This window comes from Tissierella carlieri (genome assembly GCF_018917285.1).
Taxonomy (GTDB): domain Bacteria; phylum Bacillota; class Clostridia; order Tissierellales; family Tissierellaceae; genus Tissierella; species Tissierella carlieri.
The window spans coordinates 1-19,436 of record NZ_JAHLOH010000009.1 but is presented as its reverse complement, the minus strand read 5'-3'; the positions used below and the strand labels follow the sequence as shown (position 1 = coordinate 19,436).

Genomic DNA, 19,436 nt, shown 5'->3' with positions numbered 1-19,436 from the left:
AATAGTCAAGCTATAAGGTCAAATTAAAAGTCCACAGTGTCTAGTTTAATTATAGCGGATAATTATAATAAAAAAGAAAGGAGAGTATGATTTTAGTCGTTGACTATATCATACAAGGTAAATATGAAAGTAGGAATTCCTAAGGGGCTATTGTATTATACATATCATCCTTTTTTACAAACATTTTTTTCTGAACTAGGAGCTGAAATAATTACTTCATCTGATACTAATAAAAAGATATTAGATGAAGGTATTAAATATTCAGTAGATGAAGCTTGTCTTCCAGTTAAGATATTTCATGGGCATGTTTCTTCATTGAAGGATAAATCTGACATTATTGTAATTCCTAGAATAATGCAGGTTAGAAAAAGAGAATATATATGTCCAAAGTTTTGTGGACTTCCTGAAATGATCTTAAATAGTATACCTGATATTCCTGAAACTATTACAGAGCCTATTTATGCTATATCAAAAAGAAGACTTTATAGCTGGGCTGAAGAAGCAGGAAGTAAAATAACAAAGGATAGTTCCAGAATAAGAAAGGCATTTGATAAGGCATTAGATGAGCAAAAAAATTACAAACAAGGTATAAAAGATGAGAATTATAAATTAAGAGTTGCTTTAGTAGGTCACCCATATAATATTTATGACAATTTTATCAATATGAATGTAGTTCAAAAACTTAATGAATTAGGTGTAGGTGTTATAACAGAAGAACATGTTGATGATGAATCAATAGACATGGAAGTTAAAAATCTATATAAAAGACCTTTTTGGACATTTGCCAGAAATTCCTATGGTTTTACAGCATATGCAACTAGAGAAAAGATGGTAGATGGAATTATATATATATCTTCCTTTGCATGTGGAATAGATTCTGTAGTAATTGAACTGATTAAAGATAAAATAGGGAATTTTCCTTTCATGATATTGAAGGTAGATGAGCATACTGGTGAGGCAGGTCTTGATACAAGGGTAGAAGCATTTGTAGATATGTTGGAAAGGAGTCATTAATATGAAAATAACAGCGCCACATTTAGGTAATGTATATTTAGCTGCTAAAGCACTATTTGATGGTCTTGAAATAGAGTATATAATGCCACCATTTAATAATAAGGAGGCTCTTGAAATTGGTTCATTACATTCTCCAGAAGAAATGTGTTTGCCTTTTAAAATAATGATAGGGAATTATATACAAGCAATTGAAAAAGGGGCAAATACAGTACTAATTCCAGGGAGCTGTGGTCCATGTAGATTTGGAGAATACTGTGAGTTACAAATAAATTTATTGAATAAACTTGAGTATAATTTAGATTTTATAATAATTGATGCTCCAAAAGATATAGGAATTAAAGAATTATATAATAGAATAAATAAATTATCTTCAAAAAGTAGTAAGTCAAAATATCAAAAGTTAAAGGCTCTGAGTGATGCAATAAAGGTGGTGAATTTAATTGATGAAATAGAATCAAAGGCTCATTATCTTGCAGGTTATGAAAAGGTAAAGGGTGAATGTAAGAGGATATTAAATAGCTGTAAGAGAGAGGCATTAAAATGTAATGACCCTAAAGAAATGATTAAATTACTAGAAGATTATAAAAACAATATTAATAATATAGAGATAGATAAAAGTAAAAATCCTATTAAAATAGCTATAATAGGTGAAATCTATACTGTAATTGAACCATTTTCAAATTTATTTATTGAAGATAAGTTAATGGATTACGGGGTTTCTACTAAGAGAAGATTAACCCCTAGTTGGTGGGTTAAAGATATGGCATTAGTTCCGACCAAATTAAATTCACTTGATATAAAAAAAGGAGCAAAAGAATATCTTCACCTTGGTATTGGAGGTCATGCAAGAGAATGTGTTGGTGAGACAGTTTTAGCTCATGAAGAAGGATTGGATGGGGCTATTCAAATATTTCCAATGGGATGTATGCCTGAGATTGTTTCGAAAGCAATATTACCTACAATATCAAAGGATAAAGATTTTCCTATAATGTCTCTTGTAGTTGATGAAATGACTGGTGAAGCTGGATTTGTTACTAGGATTGAAGCATTTGTAGATTTGCTTGAAAGGAGAAAGAAAGATGCATTATCTTGGAGTTGATGTAGGTTCAGTAAGTACTAATATCGTGATTTTAGATAACAAAATGAATGTAATAGAGAAAATTTATTTAAGAACTAAGGGAAGCCCAATAGAGGCTGTTCAGAATGGTCTAAAGATTTTAAAGGACAAATATGATGGAATTAAAATTGGCGGAGCTGGAACTACAGGAAGTGGTAGACATATAGCTGCCACACTAATAGGAGCTGATGCAGTAAAGAATGAAATAACAACCCATGCAGTTGCAGCCCTTGAAATAGATAAAGATGTAAGGACAATAATAGAAATTGGGGGGCAGGATTCAAAAATTATTATTCTAAGGAATGGAGTAGTGTCTGACTTTGGAATGAATACTGTCTGTGCAGCAGGTACAGGTTCATTTATTGATAGGCAGGCAGAAAGACTTGATATTCCAATTGAAGAATTTGGTGATTATGCTTTAAAATCAAATACAGCTGTGAGAATTGCTGGAAGATGTGCAGTTTTTGCTGAGTCAGATATGATACATAAGCAACAGTTAGGATATAATAAATCTGATATAATAAGGGGACTTTCCGATGCTTTAGTTAGAAATTATCTTAATAACATTGGAAAGGGTAAAGAAATCGTGCCTAAAGTATTTTTTCAAGGAGGAGTTGCTGCCAATAAGGGTATAAAAGCAGCCTTTGAAAATGCTTTAGGTTTCGAGATATTTGTTCCAGAGCATTATAATGTTATGGGTTCAATAGGTGCTGCAATAATAGGGAAAGAGGTCGCTGAAAAAAATGGAAAAACTAATTTCAGAGGTCTTGATCTTGCCGAGAATAAATTTATCTCTACAAGTTTTGAATGTAAGGGATGTTCAAACCTATGTGAAGTGGTTACAATCAATGAGAATAATAGTGATATTGGCTGCTTCGGAGATAGATGTGGAAAATGGAGCAACAAGATTACTATATAAGAATAAGCTCAGATTTATAAATCTGAGCTTATTTCTATAACGAATAGGAAAGTTCTACTTTCAATGTTTTAGCATAAAGAACTTTCTGTAAATGAGTTTTAAGCAGATTGCCAAAATCTTTGATCTTGTGCAAATCGCTTATGCAATGGCCAAGAAAAGCTACCTCTAATGTGATTTTAGAAGCTTTTCTTATATTTCTAAAAATCATCTTTAAATAATTTTTCGATAGTATTTACATCATGACCAACTTTTAGAGGGCTTACTGATGGACCTTCTAATATATCCCCTTGATAGGAAAATCTTGAACCATGGCAAGGACAATCCCAGGATCTTTCAGCAGAATTCCAGTTTAATTCGCATCCCATATGTGTGCAAGTAGTATTTACTAAGTAAAGCTTACCTTCCTCATCTCTATAGGCTCCAACCCTATTTCCATCTATTTCTAAGACTTTTCCTTCTCCATTTTGGATATCGATATCTTTATCTAATGATGAAAGTTTTCCCTTTACTAGATGTTTTGCAACGTCAGCATTCTGAACAATAAAATTTTTTGTAGATGCAGCAATGGTTTTACGTGATGGATCATATACATCTTGCCATGGGCTTTCACCTTTTATAATCAAATCCTTAAGGATTAAGGAGGAGACTGTACTGTTTGTCATTCCCCATTTTTGGAATCCAGTGGCTACATATAGGTTAGACGTATTTGAAGTGAATTTTCCTATATAGGGTATACCATCTAAAGTCATGCAATCCTGAGTAGACCATCGAAATGGAACATCTTCTATAGTAAATACCTCACTTGCAAAGTCTATTAATGCTCCGTAATGTTTGTTCATATCTTCACCTTGACCAGTTTTGTGTTCGTCTCCAACCACTAGTATAAGTTCACCTCCTGGTATATTTTGATGTCTCAGGGAACGAGTAGGTTTTTCTGCGTTTATATACATTCCACCTGGATATTTTTCTTTTGCTCTAATTCCTACAATATAAGTTCTGGAAGTATAAATTCTTGCGAAGTACATTCCGTGCTTATTATAAAAAGGATAGTGAGACGCAATAATTACTTTTTCAGCAGTGATTTTTTTCCCATGGGAAGTTACAATTACATAATTGTCGCTTTCCTCAATATCTACGATTCTAGTTTGTTCATATATCTGAACTCCCTTATCATGAATAATCTCTGCTAAAGAAAATAAATACTTAAGGGGATGAAATTGAGCCTGATTATCAAATCGAACAGCTCCCTTAATGGGAATGGGAAAAGGTATGTTTTCTATATAGGAGGCTTTTATACCTAGACTTGAGGCTGCTTTGACTTCATCATGGATTTTTTGTATGTACTCATCTTGCTGTGTATATACAAATGAGGATTGAGAAATATATTCGCAATCTATATTATTTTCTTCTGCAATTTTTTTAATTTCATGAATAGCAGTTTCGTTTGCAGTAGCATATTGTTTTGCTAGTTCTGATCCCAGTTGATTTTGAATTTTATCATAAATAAGACTGTGCTGTGAAGTAATTTTGGCTGTTGTATGTCCTGTGGCACCATGACCTATATGATTCGCCTCAAGAACAGCAATTTTGAATCCTTCTTTTTCTAATTGATATGCACATTGAATTCCCGCCAATCCACCGCCAACTATTGCAATGTCTACAGTTATATCCTCTTCTAAAGCAGGATAATTAGTCATAAATGCAGATGTTAACCAATAGGAAATGGGTTGCTTTTCAAAATACCTTTTATTATTTATAATCATATTTTCCTCCATCTTATCAATTATTTAATATATATCTTTTACTTATATAATACAAATTATTCAAATTTTACTAATTAAGAAGGGACCATTGAATACATCAATAGTCCTTTCTTAATTAGTTATATAAATTTATTTTCTGCCAACGGCAGATGGCCTCTCAGTTCATTTAGAGAAATAGCCTTTTTCGTCAGGAACTCAGTAATTTACTTCACCCGTACTTCTATTAATAACTATATACTCTTCACCATTTATGAATCTCATTTCCATATCAATCACCTCCTTATGAATAGTATCTTATTATAGATAAGAACTATACGATATAGATTAAATATAGATAAAATTTATAACTAATCCTTATAGATTAATATTAAAATTTGTATTGAAAGGATTTACTTGATTCATACTAAAATTAATATAAATGACCTAGGATTTATTGATAAATAAATATATCCATGATATAATCAATTAAAGATCTTGAAAGGAGAGTTGCAAGTGGGTATTAGTTCTATAAGAATTCGTTTTTTAATTGTTAGATAAAAACAATTAGATATTTTTAAGGTATAATTGCCTAGGAAATAGGCTTGTTATTTGTACCTTATTTTAATGGATTCTTGTAATGAACATTCATGCAGCTTTATATTGAGTTTATACCTTGTTCAAGAAACAGGGTATTTTTGTATTTGTTTGATCTATAGATATGGAAATATCAAAAGCTATAAATGAGTAGTTTATTTATAGCTTTTTTGTTTTTTGAAAATTTATTTATAGAAGAGATATACAAGAATCCACATTTGATCATTATTTAAATTTATGAATGGCGGTGGATTTATGATTAAAATACAGGATACACAGAACTTTCTTTATAACAGAAAATTGGTAGTAGATTTAATAAAAAAAAGCAACATAGATAAAAATGACATAATAATTGAGATTGGACCAGGTAAAGGAATTATTACAAATGAGCTAGCTGTAAGAGTTAAAAGAATATATGGAATAGAATATGATGTTCATTTATATGAGGAACTTAAAAGTAGATTTTTAAATGTAGAAAATGTTGAAATTATATATGGAGATTTTCTAGAGTTTAACTTGCTAGAAAAATATAAATACAAGGTTTTTTCAAATATTCCATATAATATTACAGCAAAAATCTTGCTTAAATTAACATCTTTTTCTAATCCTCCTGAAGATATATATTATTATTCAAGAGGAGGCAGCTAGAAAATATGCTGGCAATCCATATAATAGAGAAAGTATGAGATCTTTACTTCTTAAACCATACTTTGAATTCAAAATTATCCATAGATTTAGAAAAACGGATTTTACTCCTGTTCCAAAAGTTAATAGTGTTTTTCTTCATATAAAAAAGAGAAAAAATATTTTAATAGATGAAAATAGCTCAGATTTGTATAATAATTTTATTGCATATATTTTTAGCAGTAGTGGTAATAACTTAAAGGAAAAAACTAAGAATATTTTTTCCTTTAAGCAACTTAAACGGCTTTCTCAAGATATAGGATTCCAAATTACTGATAGCCCAGTCAACTTAAGTTTTGAAAAATGGCTTAAAATTTTTCAATATTTTATAACAGGTGTTTCTACAGATAAACAGAGATTGATTTATAATGCATATGCTAAACTTCTCAATGAGCAAAGCAAAATAGATAAAAGAAATCGGAATTTTAAATATTAGAAATAGGATAATTTAATTTTTGTAACCTTTTGGGATTTGAATTGGTATAGTTATATGAAATGATAGCTATCAGTTAGATTATTAAGGAAGGTGTGAAAGTGGAAAATTTTATTAATATAACAGATTTGAAAAGTGGGGAGGAATTTTATAGAAAATATAAATATTTAGTATGGTTAATAAACTTAGACTAAAAATATTTAATTTGATAAAAGTGATAAATTATTCCTTAAACTTAGATTGCCAAGGCTATATAGGAATTATATAGCCTTGGCAATAGGCTTTATAATAAGGAACTAATTAGATTAGCAATAAAATTTACATGGAAACTGTTTGATTATTCCATTACTCATTACGTCTGCCATTTCTAAGGCTTGGATTTCAAGCTTATCATATGTTTCTATACTTGCTTCGTAGTCTTTATTAATCATATCAAGGGCTTCGGTTTTTACGAAATTTAAATGTTCAAATAACATTCTTCTCCATTCTTCTTCAGACCAAAAAGGATTAATAGTACCGAGTAAGGTTGCTATTTCCTCTGCATTTTTATACCAGTTTTTTTCAAGTTCTTCTGCTTTTTTATTATCACCAGCTATAACCGCTTTAACAAGATCAGCAGCTAAAGTGAGATGCTTTGTAAGTAATTCAGCAAAATTAGTGGCTATGATATCTCCATAAAATGGCTTTAATGCTTCACCAAAATCCAAAGGATTTCGAAGAAGACGGTTGACAGTATATTTTTCATCAGGTAAATTAAAGACAATACTTGTAATTGCCATTCTAGTCCAAGCACTATGCTGTTCCCATAACATACGAAACTCATTCATTAGATTCAATTGGCACCTATTAATACATTCCATATTATCTCCACCTTTATAATTTATTTAATATATATTATGTTAAATAAATTATAAAGTTCTATGAATGAAAAAAGCTATTAATTAATAAATAGTGAGTATAAAAAACTCATTTCTAGATAAGCCTTATTTAAAGTTTTATCAGAAATGAGTTTTTATCTATATTTATAGATGAAATTTTATAGTCCAGATTGTATGTCTTCTATCATTGTCATTGTTCCAGTTAATCCGCCAGAAGCCACATACCAAACTTGTGAGCTAAGATATATTATTTTATCATTTTTATAAGCCTGAGTTTGCTTAATAATATCATTATCAAAAATTTGTTCTGCTGATGTACTGCCACCAGTAGTAGCAGCTCTATCAATAATTAGAATATATTGAGGATCTTTTTCTAATATATATTCAAAGGTAACTTTATCACCATGATTATCTGCGGGTATATTTTTATCTATAGGTATAAATCCAAAATCACCATGTATTATACCAAATCGAGAACCTTCACCATAAACGCTTATAGCGCCATCGTTAGCCATAACTATAAGAGCATTTTTTTCATCTTCTGTAACAGCCTTATTTAAAGCTTGAACAGCTTCATTAATGGAGGCAAGTTCTTTTTCCACTAGATCTTCTTTTCCAAAGATTTCACCTAAAACTTTAACATTATCGGTAAATGACTTCATATAGTTAGCGCCATCAATGTTTAAAAATACAGTAGGAGCTATTTTAGCCAGTTCATCGTATACTTCTGCTTGTCTACCAGATACAAAAATTACATCTGGCTCAAGCTCAAAAATTTTTTCAAAATTGGGTTCAAATAATGTCCCTACATCTTCGTATTTTTCATCATTAAATTTTTCAAGAAACGTTGGAATGTTAGACTTTGGAAGTCCTATAATTTCCACTCCAAGTTTATCTAAGGAATCTAAAGTTGCATAGTCAAATACAATTACTTTTTCAGGTTTTTTATTAACAACAGTTTCTCCTAGCTGATGGGTAATAGTTATAGTAGAAGGTTCTTCAGCGTTTTTATTTGGAGTTTGTACATTTTCTTTATTCTGAGAATCGACTACAATGTCTTCAGGAGTTTTTTTAGAGTTGCAAGCAGTAAGAGTTAAAGCAGCAACAATTACTAAGACTAAAATAAGTAAACTTTTTGTTTTTTTCATATTTTCCACCTCATAATATTTTTTATTCTAGTAATAAACACATATCCTATAGTTTTCTATATCTTGGATACTAAATTTCATATCATATATTTCTTCTAATACATCTTTAGATATAATATCATTAACCACCCCCTCTTTAGCTATTTTGCCATCATTTAAAGCTATAATATAATCTGAATAGCAAGAGGCAAAATTAATATCATGTATAACTATAACAACTGTTTTGCCCAAATCATCTACCAGCTGTCTTAGTATTTTCATAATATCTACAGAATGCTTCATGTCTAGGTTGTTAAGAGGCTCATCTAGTAGAATATATTCTGTATTTTGAGCTATAACCATAGCAATATAAGCCCTTTGCCTTTGACCTCCACTAAGCTCATCTAGATATTTATCTTGAATATCATTAAGAGCCATGTAAGCCAAAGCGTCATCTACATATTTCCAATCTTCAGCAGTTAGTTTTCCCTTAGAATATGGGAAGCGACCAAAGCTGACTAATTCTCTAATAGTAAGTCTTATATTAATATGATTAGTTTGTTTTAATATAGAGATTTTTTTAGAAAGTTCATCATTGCTCCACTGACTAATTTCTTTACCGTCAATAAATACTTCGCCTTCATTTTTACTTATAATTCTACTAGCTATGGATAACAAAGTACTTTTACCAGCTCCATTTGGTCCGATAAATGAAGTAATTTTACCTCTTTCTATCTTAACACTTACATTATCCACAACACTTTTACTGCCATATTGCTTAACTACATTTTTTATTTCTATCATATCTTACTCTCCTTTAATAATAAAAATATAAAGTAAGTACCACCAGCAAAGTTAATAATTACTGATATGGGAGTACTGAAATTTGTTACCCTTTCAGCAAGAAGTTGTCCTCCTACAAGAGCAATTGAACTAACTAACATAGAGCCTATAATTAAATATTTGTGTTTATAAGTCTTAAAAAATTCTCTAGTAATATTTACAACTAATAATCCTAGAAAAGTTATAGGTCCAACCAAAGCTGTAGATACAGACACTAATATAGAAATAACTATCAGCATTTTTTTTACAGTTCCATCATAATCTACTCCAAGATTAATGGCATTATCTCTACCTAAAGACAAAACATCTAAAGAGTTCAAATTCTTATATGTATAAACTATTGCTAAAAATATTCCTACTAAAGCTAACCATAAGATATTTGTATTTACATTATTAAAACTGGCAAACATTTTATTTTGAACAATTGAAAACTCGTTTGGATCAATTAATACTTGCATGAATGAAGATAAACTTTGAAAAAATGTCCCACATACTAATCCAAGTAATAGTAGAAAAAATATATCAGTGCCTTCTTTTTTAAAAAGGATTTTGAATAATATAATGGAAAAAATCACCATAAAAACAACAGATAATATAAAATTAAAATTATTTCCTATTTTGGCTAGATTATTAGATCCAAAGACAAATACAATAAAGGTTTGAAAGAACATATATAGAGAATCTAATCCTAATACACTAGGAGTTAATATATTGTTGTTTGTTATAGTTTGAAATATCATAGAAGAAAATGCTATAGAACTCCCAGTTAATATAATAGCGATTATCTTTGGTATACGTCGTGAAAGAGCATATTGCCAATTTTTACTATTCAACCCTATGATAAGGAATAATGTAATCAAAATTAAAAGTAGTATTGAAAGAAAATATATTTTCTTTTTAGAATTCATTATGCATTCCTCCTAATAAGCAGATAGATAAAAATTAGACTACCTAAAACTCCAGCAGTAAGACCTATAGAAATTTCATAAGGGTAAATTATTATGCGGCCTAATATATCACAGAAAAGAAGGAATACCGGTCCAAATAAAGCTGTTGGAACAAGGTTATTCTTTAAATTATCTCCCTGATACATGGTAACTATATTAGGTATTATAAGACCTAAAAATGGAATTTTTCCTACAGTGATTACTACTACAGAAGTTATTAAGGCTACAATACTAATACCTAAGTTAACAACCTTATTATAATTTAGACCTAGATTAATTGAAAAATCTTCACCCATTCCTGCTAAAGTAAATTTATTTGCATATAGAAAAGCAATAAAAACGAGGGGAATGCTTATGTATAAAAGTTCATATCTGCCCTTAATAACCATAGAAAAATCTCCCTGCAACCAAGAGGAAACATTCTGTACAAGATCATATTTATATGCTAGAAAAGTTGCCAAAGAGTCAATTATACTCCCAAGCATAATACCTAATAATGGCACGATAACAGCATTTTTATATTTTATTTTCTTTAAAATTACCATAAATAAAAAACTTCCAACTAATGCAAAGATGAAAGAAATTAACATCTTAGTAAATACACTGACAGTAGAAAATAATATAAGAGAAACTAAAATTCCGAGTTTAGCAGAGTCTATAGTAGCAGCTGTAGTTGGAGATACGAATTTATTTTGAGTTATTTGCTGCATTATAAGACCACTTATACTCATTCCTATCCCAGCTACAATAATACTAATAAGTCGGGGGAATCTACTTAAAAATAATATTTGGATTTTATCATTTCTTAAATAGAAGATATCTAAAAGAGATATTTCTTTAACTCCAATAAATATAGAGACTACAGATAAAATAATTAGTACGAACAATAAATATCTTTTTTTCATAATGCCTCCTTAGTAATTCTATAAATTGACATAGAGCAATAAATTTTGATATAATAATTAACACAAATGAAAGTGATAATCATTATCAATTAAAAGTATTTTAGCAGTTAGTAAATTATAAATCTTAACTATATTTACTTTTTTATAACTATATTTAGATAATTTAAATAAAAGGAAGGGATATATTATGAATATAAATAATATTAACAATAATAAAATTTATAGTTTTCATATAAGGAGAGCTATAGATTTCACTAAAAGCAATTATGAGGAATCTCTAAGCTTAGATATAATATCAGAGTTCTTGGGTTTAAATAAATGTTATTTCTGTAATTTATTTAAAAAAGAAACTGGTATAACATATTCAAATTATGTTAATAAAATTAGAATAGAAAAGAGTAAAAAATTGTTACATCATACAAATTTATCTATATTAGAAGTTGCACTTGCTGTAGGATATAATAATCAAAATTATTATAATATGGCCTTTAAGCGGCTTATTGGAACTACACCATTGAAATATAGAAATAAATTGCGGCATGTACAATAAAAACAAATTTAAGCTAGAAAGGCGATACATAAAGTTCCATTTATATCAAATTTATAGTTTTATAATTAATAGAAATGACCATATTTTTGATATAATATAAATCTTTAATTTAATAAAGGAAAGAAGTATTTGATATAATGACCTGTGACAAATACCTCTTTCCTTTATTATTATTTGTTTTACTTATATTAGACCTACTAATCTTACTGTACTTGCAACTAAGAAACAAACTACAATTCCAATAATGGTTGGTACAAGAAAAGAAATAGCAGTCCATTTAAGACTTTGAGTTTCCTTCCTGATAGTCAAACACGTAGTAGCACATGGCCAATGCATTAATGAAAATAGCATTACACATACAGCGGTTAGCCAAGTCCATCCATTAGAAATAAGAAGATCTTTCAAATGTACTAGACTATCTAATTCAAGAAGAGAACCCGTAGCCATATAACTCATGATTATTATTGGGATAACTATTTCATTTGCAGGAAAGCCTAAAATGAATGCCATTAAGATATAACCATCTAATCCAATTAATTTTGCAAATGGGTCAAGAAAATTTGCGGAATGAGTTAAAATGCTTGAATTTCCAATATAAATATTTGCCATTATCCATATAATCAGTCCCGCAGGTGCAGCCACTGCTACTGCCCGACCTAATACAAATAATGTTCTGTCAAAAATTGAACGGACTATTATTTTGCCTATTTGTGGCTTCCTATAAGGTGGTAATTCTAAAGTGAAATTAGAAGGAATACCTTTAAGTATTGTATTGGACAGTAATTTTGATACTATCAATGTCATTATAACTCCAAGAACTATAACTCCCGTTAGGATTAATGCTAATATTATAGATTTAAGAGGTCCATCTAAAAATCCTGCGAAGAACATAGAAATAATTGCTATTAATATAGGAAATCTTCCATTACAAGGTACAAAGTTATTAGTGACTATGGCTATAAGTCGTTCTCGCGGCGAATCAATTATTCTGCAGCCAATTATGCCAGCAGCATTGCAACCGAAACCCATACACATGGTCAGAGCCTGTTTTCCACAAGCACAAGATTTTTTGAAGAAATTGTCTAGATTAAAAGCAACTCTAGGTAAGTATCCTAAGTCTTCAAGCAATGTAAATAATGGGAAAAATATAGCCATTGGTGGAAGCATAACAGAGACCACCCAAGCCAATGTTCGATAAATTCCCATAATTAATACTCCATGTACCCATGGAGGGGTATCTAACCAAATGAAAAAATCTGTAAATCTATCTTGAAGCCAAAATAATCCCTTAGCAAGCATCTCAGAAGGATAATTAGCGCCGGTAATAGTAAGCCAGAAAATTATAGCTAGGAGAAATATCATAATTGGAATTCCAAATTTTTTAGATGTAAGATATTTATCTATTTTTCTATCAAAATTATTATGGTCCTTGTTCTCAAAAGAAACAACCTTATTACTGACACTCTCTGCTATATTTACTAAATGACTAACGATTTTATCACGTAGGATATCGTGATTAATCCCCTCTGTATCTAGAAAATTTCTTGAATTATGAACTTCATTTATTATTTCATTTTGCTCATTTAAATTAAAGCCAAGATATTTATTTATAGAGTTTAATAATGTAATATCTCCATCTATAAGTTTTAATGCAACCCATCTAGTATTTAGTCTATCTTGGATTATTGGCTTAAGTACTAATTCAACTTTTGACATAGCTTTTTCAATTGATTCTTCATATTGAATATTTAAAGGATTTAATGAAAGCTCATTAAAAGCAACATCATAAACTGAATCCATTAAATCCTGTAACCCTTTCCCTTTAATAGCACTAGTTCCGACTACGGGAACTCCTAATTGTTTTGATAATTCTTCTAAGTCTATAAATATATTTTTTCTCTTTGCTTCATCCATAAGATTAACACATACTACTACTTTAGAAGTAATTTCTAGAGTTTGTAATACGAGGTTTAGATTTCTTTCCAAGCAAGTAGCATCTACTACAATCACTGTTGCATCTGGATTTCCAAAACATATAAAATCTCTAGCAACTTCTTCTTCTATAGAATTTGCCATTAAAGAGTAGGTACCTGGGATATCTACTAGAATGAAATTATTATCTTTATGATAATAATTTCCATGAGCATTAGTAACAGTTTTTCCTGGCCAGTTGCCAGTATGCTGATTTAGTCCTGTTAAATTATTAAAAACTGTAGATTTTCCTACATTAGGGTTGCCAGCTAATGCAATGATTTTATCTGTGGAAGTGGTTTTCTCAATTTTAAGCTCTTGTTCAAGAACTTCTAACCCTGTAGATGTGTTCGTTAAACCCATAATCTTTCCCCCTAATTCAAATTTTTTCTACTAAGATCATAGAGGCTGCTTCAGAACGAAGGGCTATTACAGCTCCTCTAATGAGATAGGCAACAGGATCACCAGAAGGACTTTGATGTAGAGACTCTACTACTGTATTGCAGATTAACCCTAAGTCTAACATTCGTCTTCTTGTTAGGCCATCGGATATTAATTCCTTGACTTTGCATTTTTCGCCAATTGATAATGAACTAAGTGGAATATAAATATTATTCATATAAAAAACCTCCTAATAAATAATGAAATTTAGTCTTGGGAAAAAATTTTTCCCTACACCAAAATATGTCAAATACTTTTGAAGTGTTACTCGTATATATATAAAAGACATAAATTATTATATAAAAACTTGGCGGTGATAATATTGAATAGTAAATTTCATACAGTAAGAGGATATGAGCTAAAAGAATATGGCAAAGGATCACTTACTCCTGCTTTAGAAGACTATCTTGAAATGATATATAGAAATAGTCTAGAGGAACCATATATTCGGGTAAATACATTAGCTAGTCTATTAAATGTAAAAGCTTCCTCAGCTTCAAAGATGGTTAAGAAGCTTGGAGAGCTAGGATTAGTTAACTATGAGAAATATGGTATTGTAACTTTAACAGAAGAAGGTAAAAGAGAAGGTGAATTTTTATTAATTAGGCATAATATTATAGAAAATTTTTTATCTTTTATAGGATGTAAAGAAAGTACTTTAGTTCAAACGGAGTTGATAGAGCACTATATTTCACCTAGTACTGTTGAAAACATTGAAATCTTATATAATTTTTTTTATGATAACAAAGATTTATTGGAAAGATATCTTAATTATAGAGGGGTAAATTCAAAATAGGGCATATTCTTGACTTTATTCAATTGATAAGTAATTCAATTATTTATTTTTTGTTTTTTAAGATATTTCATTTACAAAGAAGGAGTTTAAAAGAAAATGTAGAATAATACTATTATTGAAAGCCACAAAAAAGGTTAATAGTGCTGAGGGGGATAGATATATGATTACAGCTGAAGAGATAATAAAAGGTAATTTAGATCCTATACCTAAATATCGTTTAATGCGTGATGTAATAAATTTAAACAAGGATAATGAAAAGTTGGCAAATGCTAAAAAAGAAGTTTTAGAAACTAAATGGGTTAATGATATTGTAAGCCTACAGTGGGAAGATGGTTCATGGGGGCAATTTCATAGCATGAGCCAATTTTCTCAGTCAATAATGACAACAGAACAAGCACTTCGTAGATTACTAATATTAGGATTAGACAAAGAGGACCAACCAATTCAAAAAGCTTTTAGTTATATGGAGAGATATTTGCTTAGGGAAGTAGATTTGAGAGATTACAAAGAAAAAAAGCATGATTGGGACTTATTAACAAGATTATTTGTAGCAACATGGATGTTAATTATTGATCCATCAAATGAACTAGCTGTAGAAATAGCTAAGAACTGGTCAAAAATTATAACCTATGCATTTTCAAAAGATAGCTATAGTCATGAATACTACAAGGAAGCCTATTATGAAATTCATAAGTCATCTAAGGAAAAGTATATGTGGAGATTCCAAAATTTTTATGTAATAGCTCTGCTAGCTGGATATCTACCTAGTGATATTGAATCAAAATTCTTGGATTATATTATGAATTCAGAGAATGGAATATATTATATCTATGATAGCTGTCTCAAGACAGTTCCAGATAAATTCTGTTCCAAATTAGCAAGTAAATATATAACTGCATGTGAACTTTTAAGTTCCTATTCCTTATTTCCAAGTAAGTGTAAACATTTTATTGACTGGATTAATGAGAATATATCCGAAGATGGTTTTTGGGATATGGGACAAGCAGTTAAAGATAAAATTCATTTTCCATTGTCAAATTCATGGAGAAAAACTATAGATAGAAAAATTGATTGTACTGTGAGAATACAAGCTTTGTTGTCAAAATTATAGAATATGAATATTTGAAAAAATATTTATTCTAACATAAGCTATTGAGAATATTAAAGGCTTGTGGAAATCATAGATAAGGGATTTGCAATATGGAGAAAAGGATGGTCAAGATGAAAAAACAATTTTAAAAGATTGCTATTGAAATATGTCCTATGAATTATGGGTAAAGAGATAATATTATTGAATATATATGATATATGAGGTGTTATATGATACAACAATAAAAAACTCACTTTCAGATAAATATTATTTATAGTTTATCAGAAATGAAAAGGTATTAGATATGATAGTTCCCATCTAATACCTTTTCATTTATTAAGCTATTGTCTATCTTGACGACAAAAATATATTATAGAGATATATTGATTATTAATCATCCTCACGGTACTCTAATATATCTCCTGGCTGACATTGTAACTCACGGCAAATAGTTTCTAATGTAGAAAATCTGATAGCTTTTGCCTTATTAGTTTTAAGAATTGATAAATTTGAATTTGTGATTCCAACTCTTTCTGCCAATTCAGAAAGAGAAATTTTTCTCTTAGCCATCATTACATCTAGATTTACAATAATCAAAATAATCACCCCTATATTGTTAAGTCATTTTCTTCTTTGATGTCTATAGCCATTTTAAAAACATCAGCTAATATAAAGGCTAAAAGACTAAGGCTGATATATAGAAATATTATGGGCTTTAAAGAGCCATGAGAAGTAATAAGTATAAAACCAGTATTACTTGGCTTTGGATAATTGACGATGGCATCTATTAGTCCAATAGAAAGTATATAATACCCAATTTTTCTAAGGCAAATAATATTTTCAGGAATAAAAGGATTTTTTTCCAATATTGAGTTAAGGATTTTTCTTAAAGTGAATATAGTCATAAAATATCCGCCAAAAAATATCAGAGAAAATATTATAGATAGTATAGTGTTTTTTGCTCCTTTATCATGAAAAAACAGAATACAATTTAAAATTGAAAGCATGAGCAGCAATAAAATAAAGACACCTATGATATTCAGTAATCCTTTTAAAAAGTTCACTCTTTTTGTATATTTCATAATCAATAACAACTCCTTTCAATGTATTATACCAATAGGCGTTTGCAAAACGCCATAATCCGCATAAATACGGGATGTTTTTTCACAAAATAATATAACTCCTCACCGATTTATGGTAAAATTGAAGTGCCTAGCAACAAATCCACCAAAACCCGAAAGGAGTTATATAAATATGATAACACATAAACAGCTTTCTTTGGCAGATATTTATTCTGATTGCAAAACTTTTTTTGAAAATGATAGACCTAAGTTTCTTTCATTATTGAATGATACCATTAATCTTGATGAGTTTATTCCTATTTCTTTCTACCATCATTTTTATTCTTCTACTGGACGTCCTCGTGAATACAAGCTTCATTCAATGCTATGGGCTTTACTTATTCAGAGAATTTTTTCCATTCCTACTGATACCCTCTTAATTACTTTTCTTAAATATTCAAAGGAATTAAGGGAATTTTGTGGCTTTAACAAAGTCCCCGATGGTTCTAAATTTACCCGTTTTAAACAAGACTTCTTACTTGACTTACAATCTGTATTTGATAATCTTGTTGATGTTACTGAACCAATATGCCAACATATTGATGAATTTAAGGCTTCTATGACTATCTTTGATACCTCTGGTGTTGAAGCTTTTGTTACTGAAAATAATCCTAAATATGCTAATAAAATTGTTAAACAGTTAAAAGCATTTAAAAAATCTCAAGGTCTTGATGATTCTTATGATCCATACAAAGTTGCATATGGATCTATGCCTTCACATGCTGCTTGTAACTCTGAAATAAAACAGCTTTATATTAATGGTCACTTTTGCTATGTCTATAAATTTGGCATGATTACCAATGGTCTTGGTATTGTAAGGGATATTTCTTTTTACAATAAAGATTTCTTAAAATTTCATCCAGATATCATTATTGATAAAAAATCAGATTCACCTGATTATGATAAATCTCTTCATGATATCAAAGCTGTTATTCCTGTTTTAAAAGACTTCTTTGCCAAACATCCTACTATTAAACCAAGTGTTTTCATTGGTGATGCTGCCTTTGATGCTATTAATATTTACAAAGATTTACTTATTGATTTAAAATTTGATAAAGCATATATTCCATTAAATCATCGTTCTTCTTTAACAAATCCAGACTATATCATAAATGAATCTGGAATACCTTGCTGTCCAAATGATCCAACTCTTCCAATGAAAGAGGAAGGTAATACTTCTCATTTAAGATGCAGGATTAAAACATTTAAGTTCGTATGCCCTAAAATGAAGTGGACCAAGTGCGGTGATGGCAAATATCGAAGACGCCACTCTTGCAAAAACCCTTGTACTTCATCCCCTAGTGGAAGGATGGTTTACGTTTATCCTGAAAAAGATCTTCGTACCTATCCAGGAACTCTTCGCGGCACCATCGAGTGGGATAAAACTTACAAAATCCGTTCAGTTGTAGAACAGTCCATAAACCACTTTAAGGAAAGTTTCTGCATAGCTGGACGAAAAACCCAAAATGAGAAAACCATTCATGCAGATTTATTACTATCTGGCATTACACAATTGATTACTGTTGTACTTGCTGATAAAATACATAAACATGAATATATTAGAAGTTTAAAACCATTAATTGCTTAGGTGTTTATTTTAGGTATTAATTTTTATAGAAACTTAATACCTTTGTTTTGTGTACTTATTTTTAAGGACAATTTTTGTTTTCATTTAATTCCTACCAAAAATCTACTTCCTATTTATTGAAATTCCTTTATGAAGGACTTATATTTCTATTCTTCACTTTCTAGAAGTAGTTTCGCAATTACTTATATTATACCAATATCATACTATAATATTTATTGTTTATCAATAAAAAGTACATGATAAATAATATAAAATTATTCAATAACAATAACGTAGAAAAGATAAGTTGTTTATACCCATCTAATATAATCTCTCTTAATACTATATATAAACTAACTACATAGAAGTATATATTCCTTGAAAAGCTAATATACAAGGAAGCAATAGTTATAAATCATGTAGTAAGAAATAAATATGGAAAACTATATGATTTATTTTAGATAAAAAGTGAATTTGTTTATAGTATGCTACCCTATGGTTGTGCTTTTAAAAACAACCTAATATAAATAAAATAGACATTGACTTTATTCAATTGATAAGTAATTAAATTACTTATCTTTTTAGGTTTGACGGGCATGTCATATGTCTAAGGTGAAAGTCCTTAAAGAGCGTAGTTACCAACGAATCTCATAGCGACTTGCAAGTTTCACATCGTGAGGTGTGGGAGAGAGGAAGC

Annotated in this window: 16 protein-coding genes and 2 pseudogenes; 8 read left to right on the top strand and 10 right to left on the bottom strand. The window is 29.6% G+C overall.

What is annotated here, in order from left to right; genetic code table 11:
• Nucleotides 1-123 precede the first annotated feature (123 nt).
• From KQI38_RS01155 to KQI38_RS01145, 3 genes are read left to right on the top strand one after another with little or no spacing between them, the layout of a single operon-like run.
• Nucleotides 124-1,014, top strand: a complete 891-nt coding sequence (locus KQI38_RS01155; protein WP_216554472.1) for an acyl-CoA dehydratase activase-related protein — start codon at nt 124-126, stop codon at nt 1,012-1,014.
• Between the two features lies 1 nt (nt 1,015).
• Nucleotides 1,016-2,113, top strand: coding sequence for an acyl-CoA dehydratase activase-related protein (locus KQI38_RS01150; protein WP_216554470.1), 1,098 nt, complete (start codon nt 1,016-1,018; stop codon nt 2,111-2,113).
• Complete coding sequence (locus KQI38_RS01145; RefSeq protein ID WP_216554468.1) at nt 2,094-3,050, top strand: acyl-CoA dehydratase activase; 957 nt, start codon at nt 2,094-2,096, stop codon at nt 3,048-3,050. The genes KQI38_RS01150 and KQI38_RS01145 overlap by 20 nt, the downstream gene beginning before the upstream one ends.
• 197 nt (nt 3,051-3,247) lie before the next feature.
• Here the strand turns inward: KQI38_RS01145 and KQI38_RS01140 are convergent, their stop codons facing one another.
• Complete coding sequence (locus KQI38_RS01140) at nt 3,248-4,813, bottom strand: FAD-dependent oxidoreductase (protein ID WP_216554465.1); 1,566 nt, start codon at nt 4,811-4,813, stop codon at nt 3,248-3,250.
• Between the two features lie 810 nt (nt 4,814-5,623).
• On the opposite strand from KQI38_RS01140, the pseudogene erm reads away from it, so the two are divergent.
• Nucleotides 5,624-6,506: pseudogene (gene erm / locus KQI38_RS22935) on the top strand (23S ribosomal RNA methyltransferase Erm).
• Nucleotides 6,507-6,808: 302 nt separating this feature from the next.
• On the opposite strand, the gene KQI38_RS01125 reads toward erm, so the two are convergent.
• From KQI38_RS01125 to KQI38_RS01105, 5 genes are all read right to left on the bottom strand, one after another.
• The gene (locus KQI38_RS01125) at nt 6,809-7,330 is read right to left on the bottom strand and encodes a hypothetical protein (protein ID WP_216554461.1); all 522 of its coding nucleotides are present in this window, start codon (nt 7,328-7,330) and stop codon (nt 6,809-6,811) included.
• A gap of 209 nt (nt 7,331-7,539) precedes the next feature.
• Complete coding sequence (locus KQI38_RS01120; protein ID WP_216554459.1) at nt 7,540-8,529, bottom strand: siderophore ABC transporter substrate-binding protein; 990 nt, start codon at nt 8,527-8,529, stop codon at nt 7,540-7,542.
• A 27-nt stretch (nt 8,530-8,556) separates the two neighbouring features.
• The gene (locus KQI38_RS01115) at nt 8,557-9,312 is read right to left on the bottom strand and encodes an iron ABC transporter ATP-binding protein (RefSeq protein ID WP_094903978.1); all 756 of its coding nucleotides are present in this window, start codon (nt 9,310-9,312) and stop codon (nt 8,557-8,559) included.
• Nucleotides 9,309-10,259, bottom strand: a complete 951-nt coding sequence (locus KQI38_RS01110) for an iron chelate uptake ABC transporter family permease subunit (RefSeq protein WP_216554457.1) — start codon at nt 10,257-10,259, stop codon at nt 9,309-9,311. Before KQI38_RS01110 ends, KQI38_RS01115 begins: the two co-directional genes overlap by 4 nt.
• A complete protein-coding gene (locus tag KQI38_RS01105; RefSeq protein ID WP_216554455.1) occupies nt 10,259-11,203 on the bottom strand; it encodes an ABC transporter permease in 945 nt (314 codons plus the stop codon). The genes KQI38_RS01110 and KQI38_RS01105 overlap by 1 nt, the downstream gene beginning before the upstream one ends.
• A 187-nt stretch (nt 11,204-11,390) precedes the next feature.
• Between KQI38_RS01105 and KQI38_RS01100 the strand changes: the two genes are divergently transcribed.
• Nucleotides 11,391-11,753: a helix-turn-helix domain-containing protein gene (locus KQI38_RS01100; protein WP_216554453.1), complete on the top strand. Its 363-nt coding sequence runs from the start codon at nt 11,391-11,393 to the stop codon at nt 11,751-11,753.
• 183 nt (nt 11,754-11,936) lie between these two features.
• Here KQI38_RS01100 and feoB read toward each other — a convergent pair whose 3' ends face one another.
• Both feoB and KQI38_RS01090 read right to left on the bottom strand, forming a co-directional pair.
• Entirely contained in the window at nt 11,937-14,087 is a 2,151-nt protein-coding gene (gene feoB, locus KQI38_RS01095) for a ferrous iron transport protein B (RefSeq protein ID WP_216554451.1), read from the bottom strand.
• Nucleotides 14,088-14,103: 16 nt separating this feature from the next.
• Entirely contained in the window at nt 14,104-14,343 is a 240-nt protein-coding gene (locus KQI38_RS01090) for a FeoA family protein (protein ID WP_094903982.1), read from the bottom strand.
• 144 nt (nt 14,344-14,487) lie between these two features.
• Here KQI38_RS01090 and KQI38_RS01085 point away from each other — a divergent pair, with 144 nt between their 5' ends.
• Both KQI38_RS01085 and KQI38_RS01080 read left to right on the top strand, forming a co-directional pair.
• Nucleotides 14,488-14,961, top strand: a complete 474-nt coding sequence (locus KQI38_RS01085) for a metal-dependent transcriptional regulator (RefSeq protein WP_246565498.1) — start codon at nt 14,488-14,490, stop codon at nt 14,959-14,961.
• A gap of 160 nt (nt 14,962-15,121) precedes the next feature.
• On the top strand, nt 15,122-16,072 hold the full coding sequence (locus tag KQI38_RS01080) for a hypothetical protein (RefSeq protein ID WP_216554449.1): 951 nt from the start codon (nt 15,122-15,124) through the stop codon (nt 16,070-16,072).
• Nucleotides 16,073-16,441: 369 nt separating this feature from the next.
• Here the strand turns inward: KQI38_RS01080 and KQI38_RS01075 are convergent, their stop codons facing one another.
• Nucleotides 16,442-16,651 (bottom strand): helix-turn-helix domain-containing protein, encoded by a 210-nt coding sequence (locus KQI38_RS01075; RefSeq protein WP_338114432.1) that lies wholly within the window; start codon nt 16,649-16,651, stop codon nt 16,442-16,444.
• An 8-nt stretch (nt 16,652-16,659) separates the two neighbouring features.
• A complete protein-coding gene (locus KQI38_RS01070) occupies nt 16,660-17,133 on the bottom strand; it encodes a DUF2975 domain-containing protein (protein ID WP_216554445.1) in 474 nt (157 codons plus the stop codon).
• Between the two features lie 172 nt (nt 17,134-17,305).
• Here KQI38_RS01070 and KQI38_RS01065 point away from each other — a divergent pair.
• Nucleotides 17,306-18,689, top strand: a pseudogene (locus KQI38_RS01065) (transposase).
• Nucleotides 18,690-19,436 lie beyond the last annotated feature (747 nt).

Coding starts and splice junctions, on each gene's coding strand:
- KQI38_RS01145 (WP_216554468.1), top strand. CDS start 2,094: ATGCATTATCTTGGAGTTGATGTAGGTTCAGTAAGTACTAATATCGTG.
- KQI38_RS01110 (WP_216554457.1), bottom strand. CDS start 10,259: ATGAATTCTAAAAAGAAAATATATTTTCTTTCAATACTACTTTTAATT.
- feoB (WP_216554451.1), bottom strand. CDS start 14,087: ATGGGTTTAACGAACACATCTACAGGGTTAGAAGTTCTTGAACAAGAG.
- KQI38_RS01090 (WP_094903982.1), bottom strand. CDS start 14,343: ATGAATAATATTTATATTCCACTTAGTTCATTATCAATTGGCGAAAAA.
- KQI38_RS01070 (WP_216554445.1), bottom strand. CDS start 17,133: ATGAAATATACAAAAAGAGTGAACTTTTTAAAAGGATTACTGAATATC.
- KQI38_RS01080 (WP_216554449.1), top strand. CDS start 15,122: ATGATTACAGCTGAAGAGATAATAAAAGGTAATTTAGATCCTATACCT.
- KQI38_RS01140 (WP_216554465.1), bottom strand. CDS start 4,813: ATGATTATAAATAATAAAAGGTATTTTGAAAAGCAACCCATTTCCTAT.
- KQI38_RS01150 (WP_216554470.1), top strand. CDS start 1,016: ATGAAAATAACAGCGCCACATTTAGGTAATGTATATTTAGCTGCTAAA.
- KQI38_RS01125 (WP_216554461.1), bottom strand. CDS start 7,330: ATGAATGAGTTTCGTATGTTATGGGAACAGCATAGTGCTTGGACTAGA.
- KQI38_RS01155 (WP_216554472.1), top strand. CDS start 124: ATGAAAGTAGGAATTCCTAAGGGGCTATTGTATTATACATATCATCCT.
- KQI38_RS01115 (WP_094903978.1), bottom strand. CDS start 9,312: ATGATAGAAATAAAAAATGTAGTTAAGCAATATGGCAGTAAAAGTGTT.
- KQI38_RS01105 (WP_216554455.1), bottom strand. CDS start 11,203: ATGAAAAAAAGATATTTATTGTTCGTACTAATTATTTTATCTGTAGTC.
- KQI38_RS01100 (WP_216554453.1), top strand. CDS start 11,391: ATGAATATAAATAATATTAACAATAATAAAATTTATAGTTTTCATATA.
- KQI38_RS01120 (WP_216554459.1), bottom strand. CDS start 8,529: ATGAAAAAAACAAAAAGTTTACTTATTTTAGTCTTAGTAATTGTTGCT.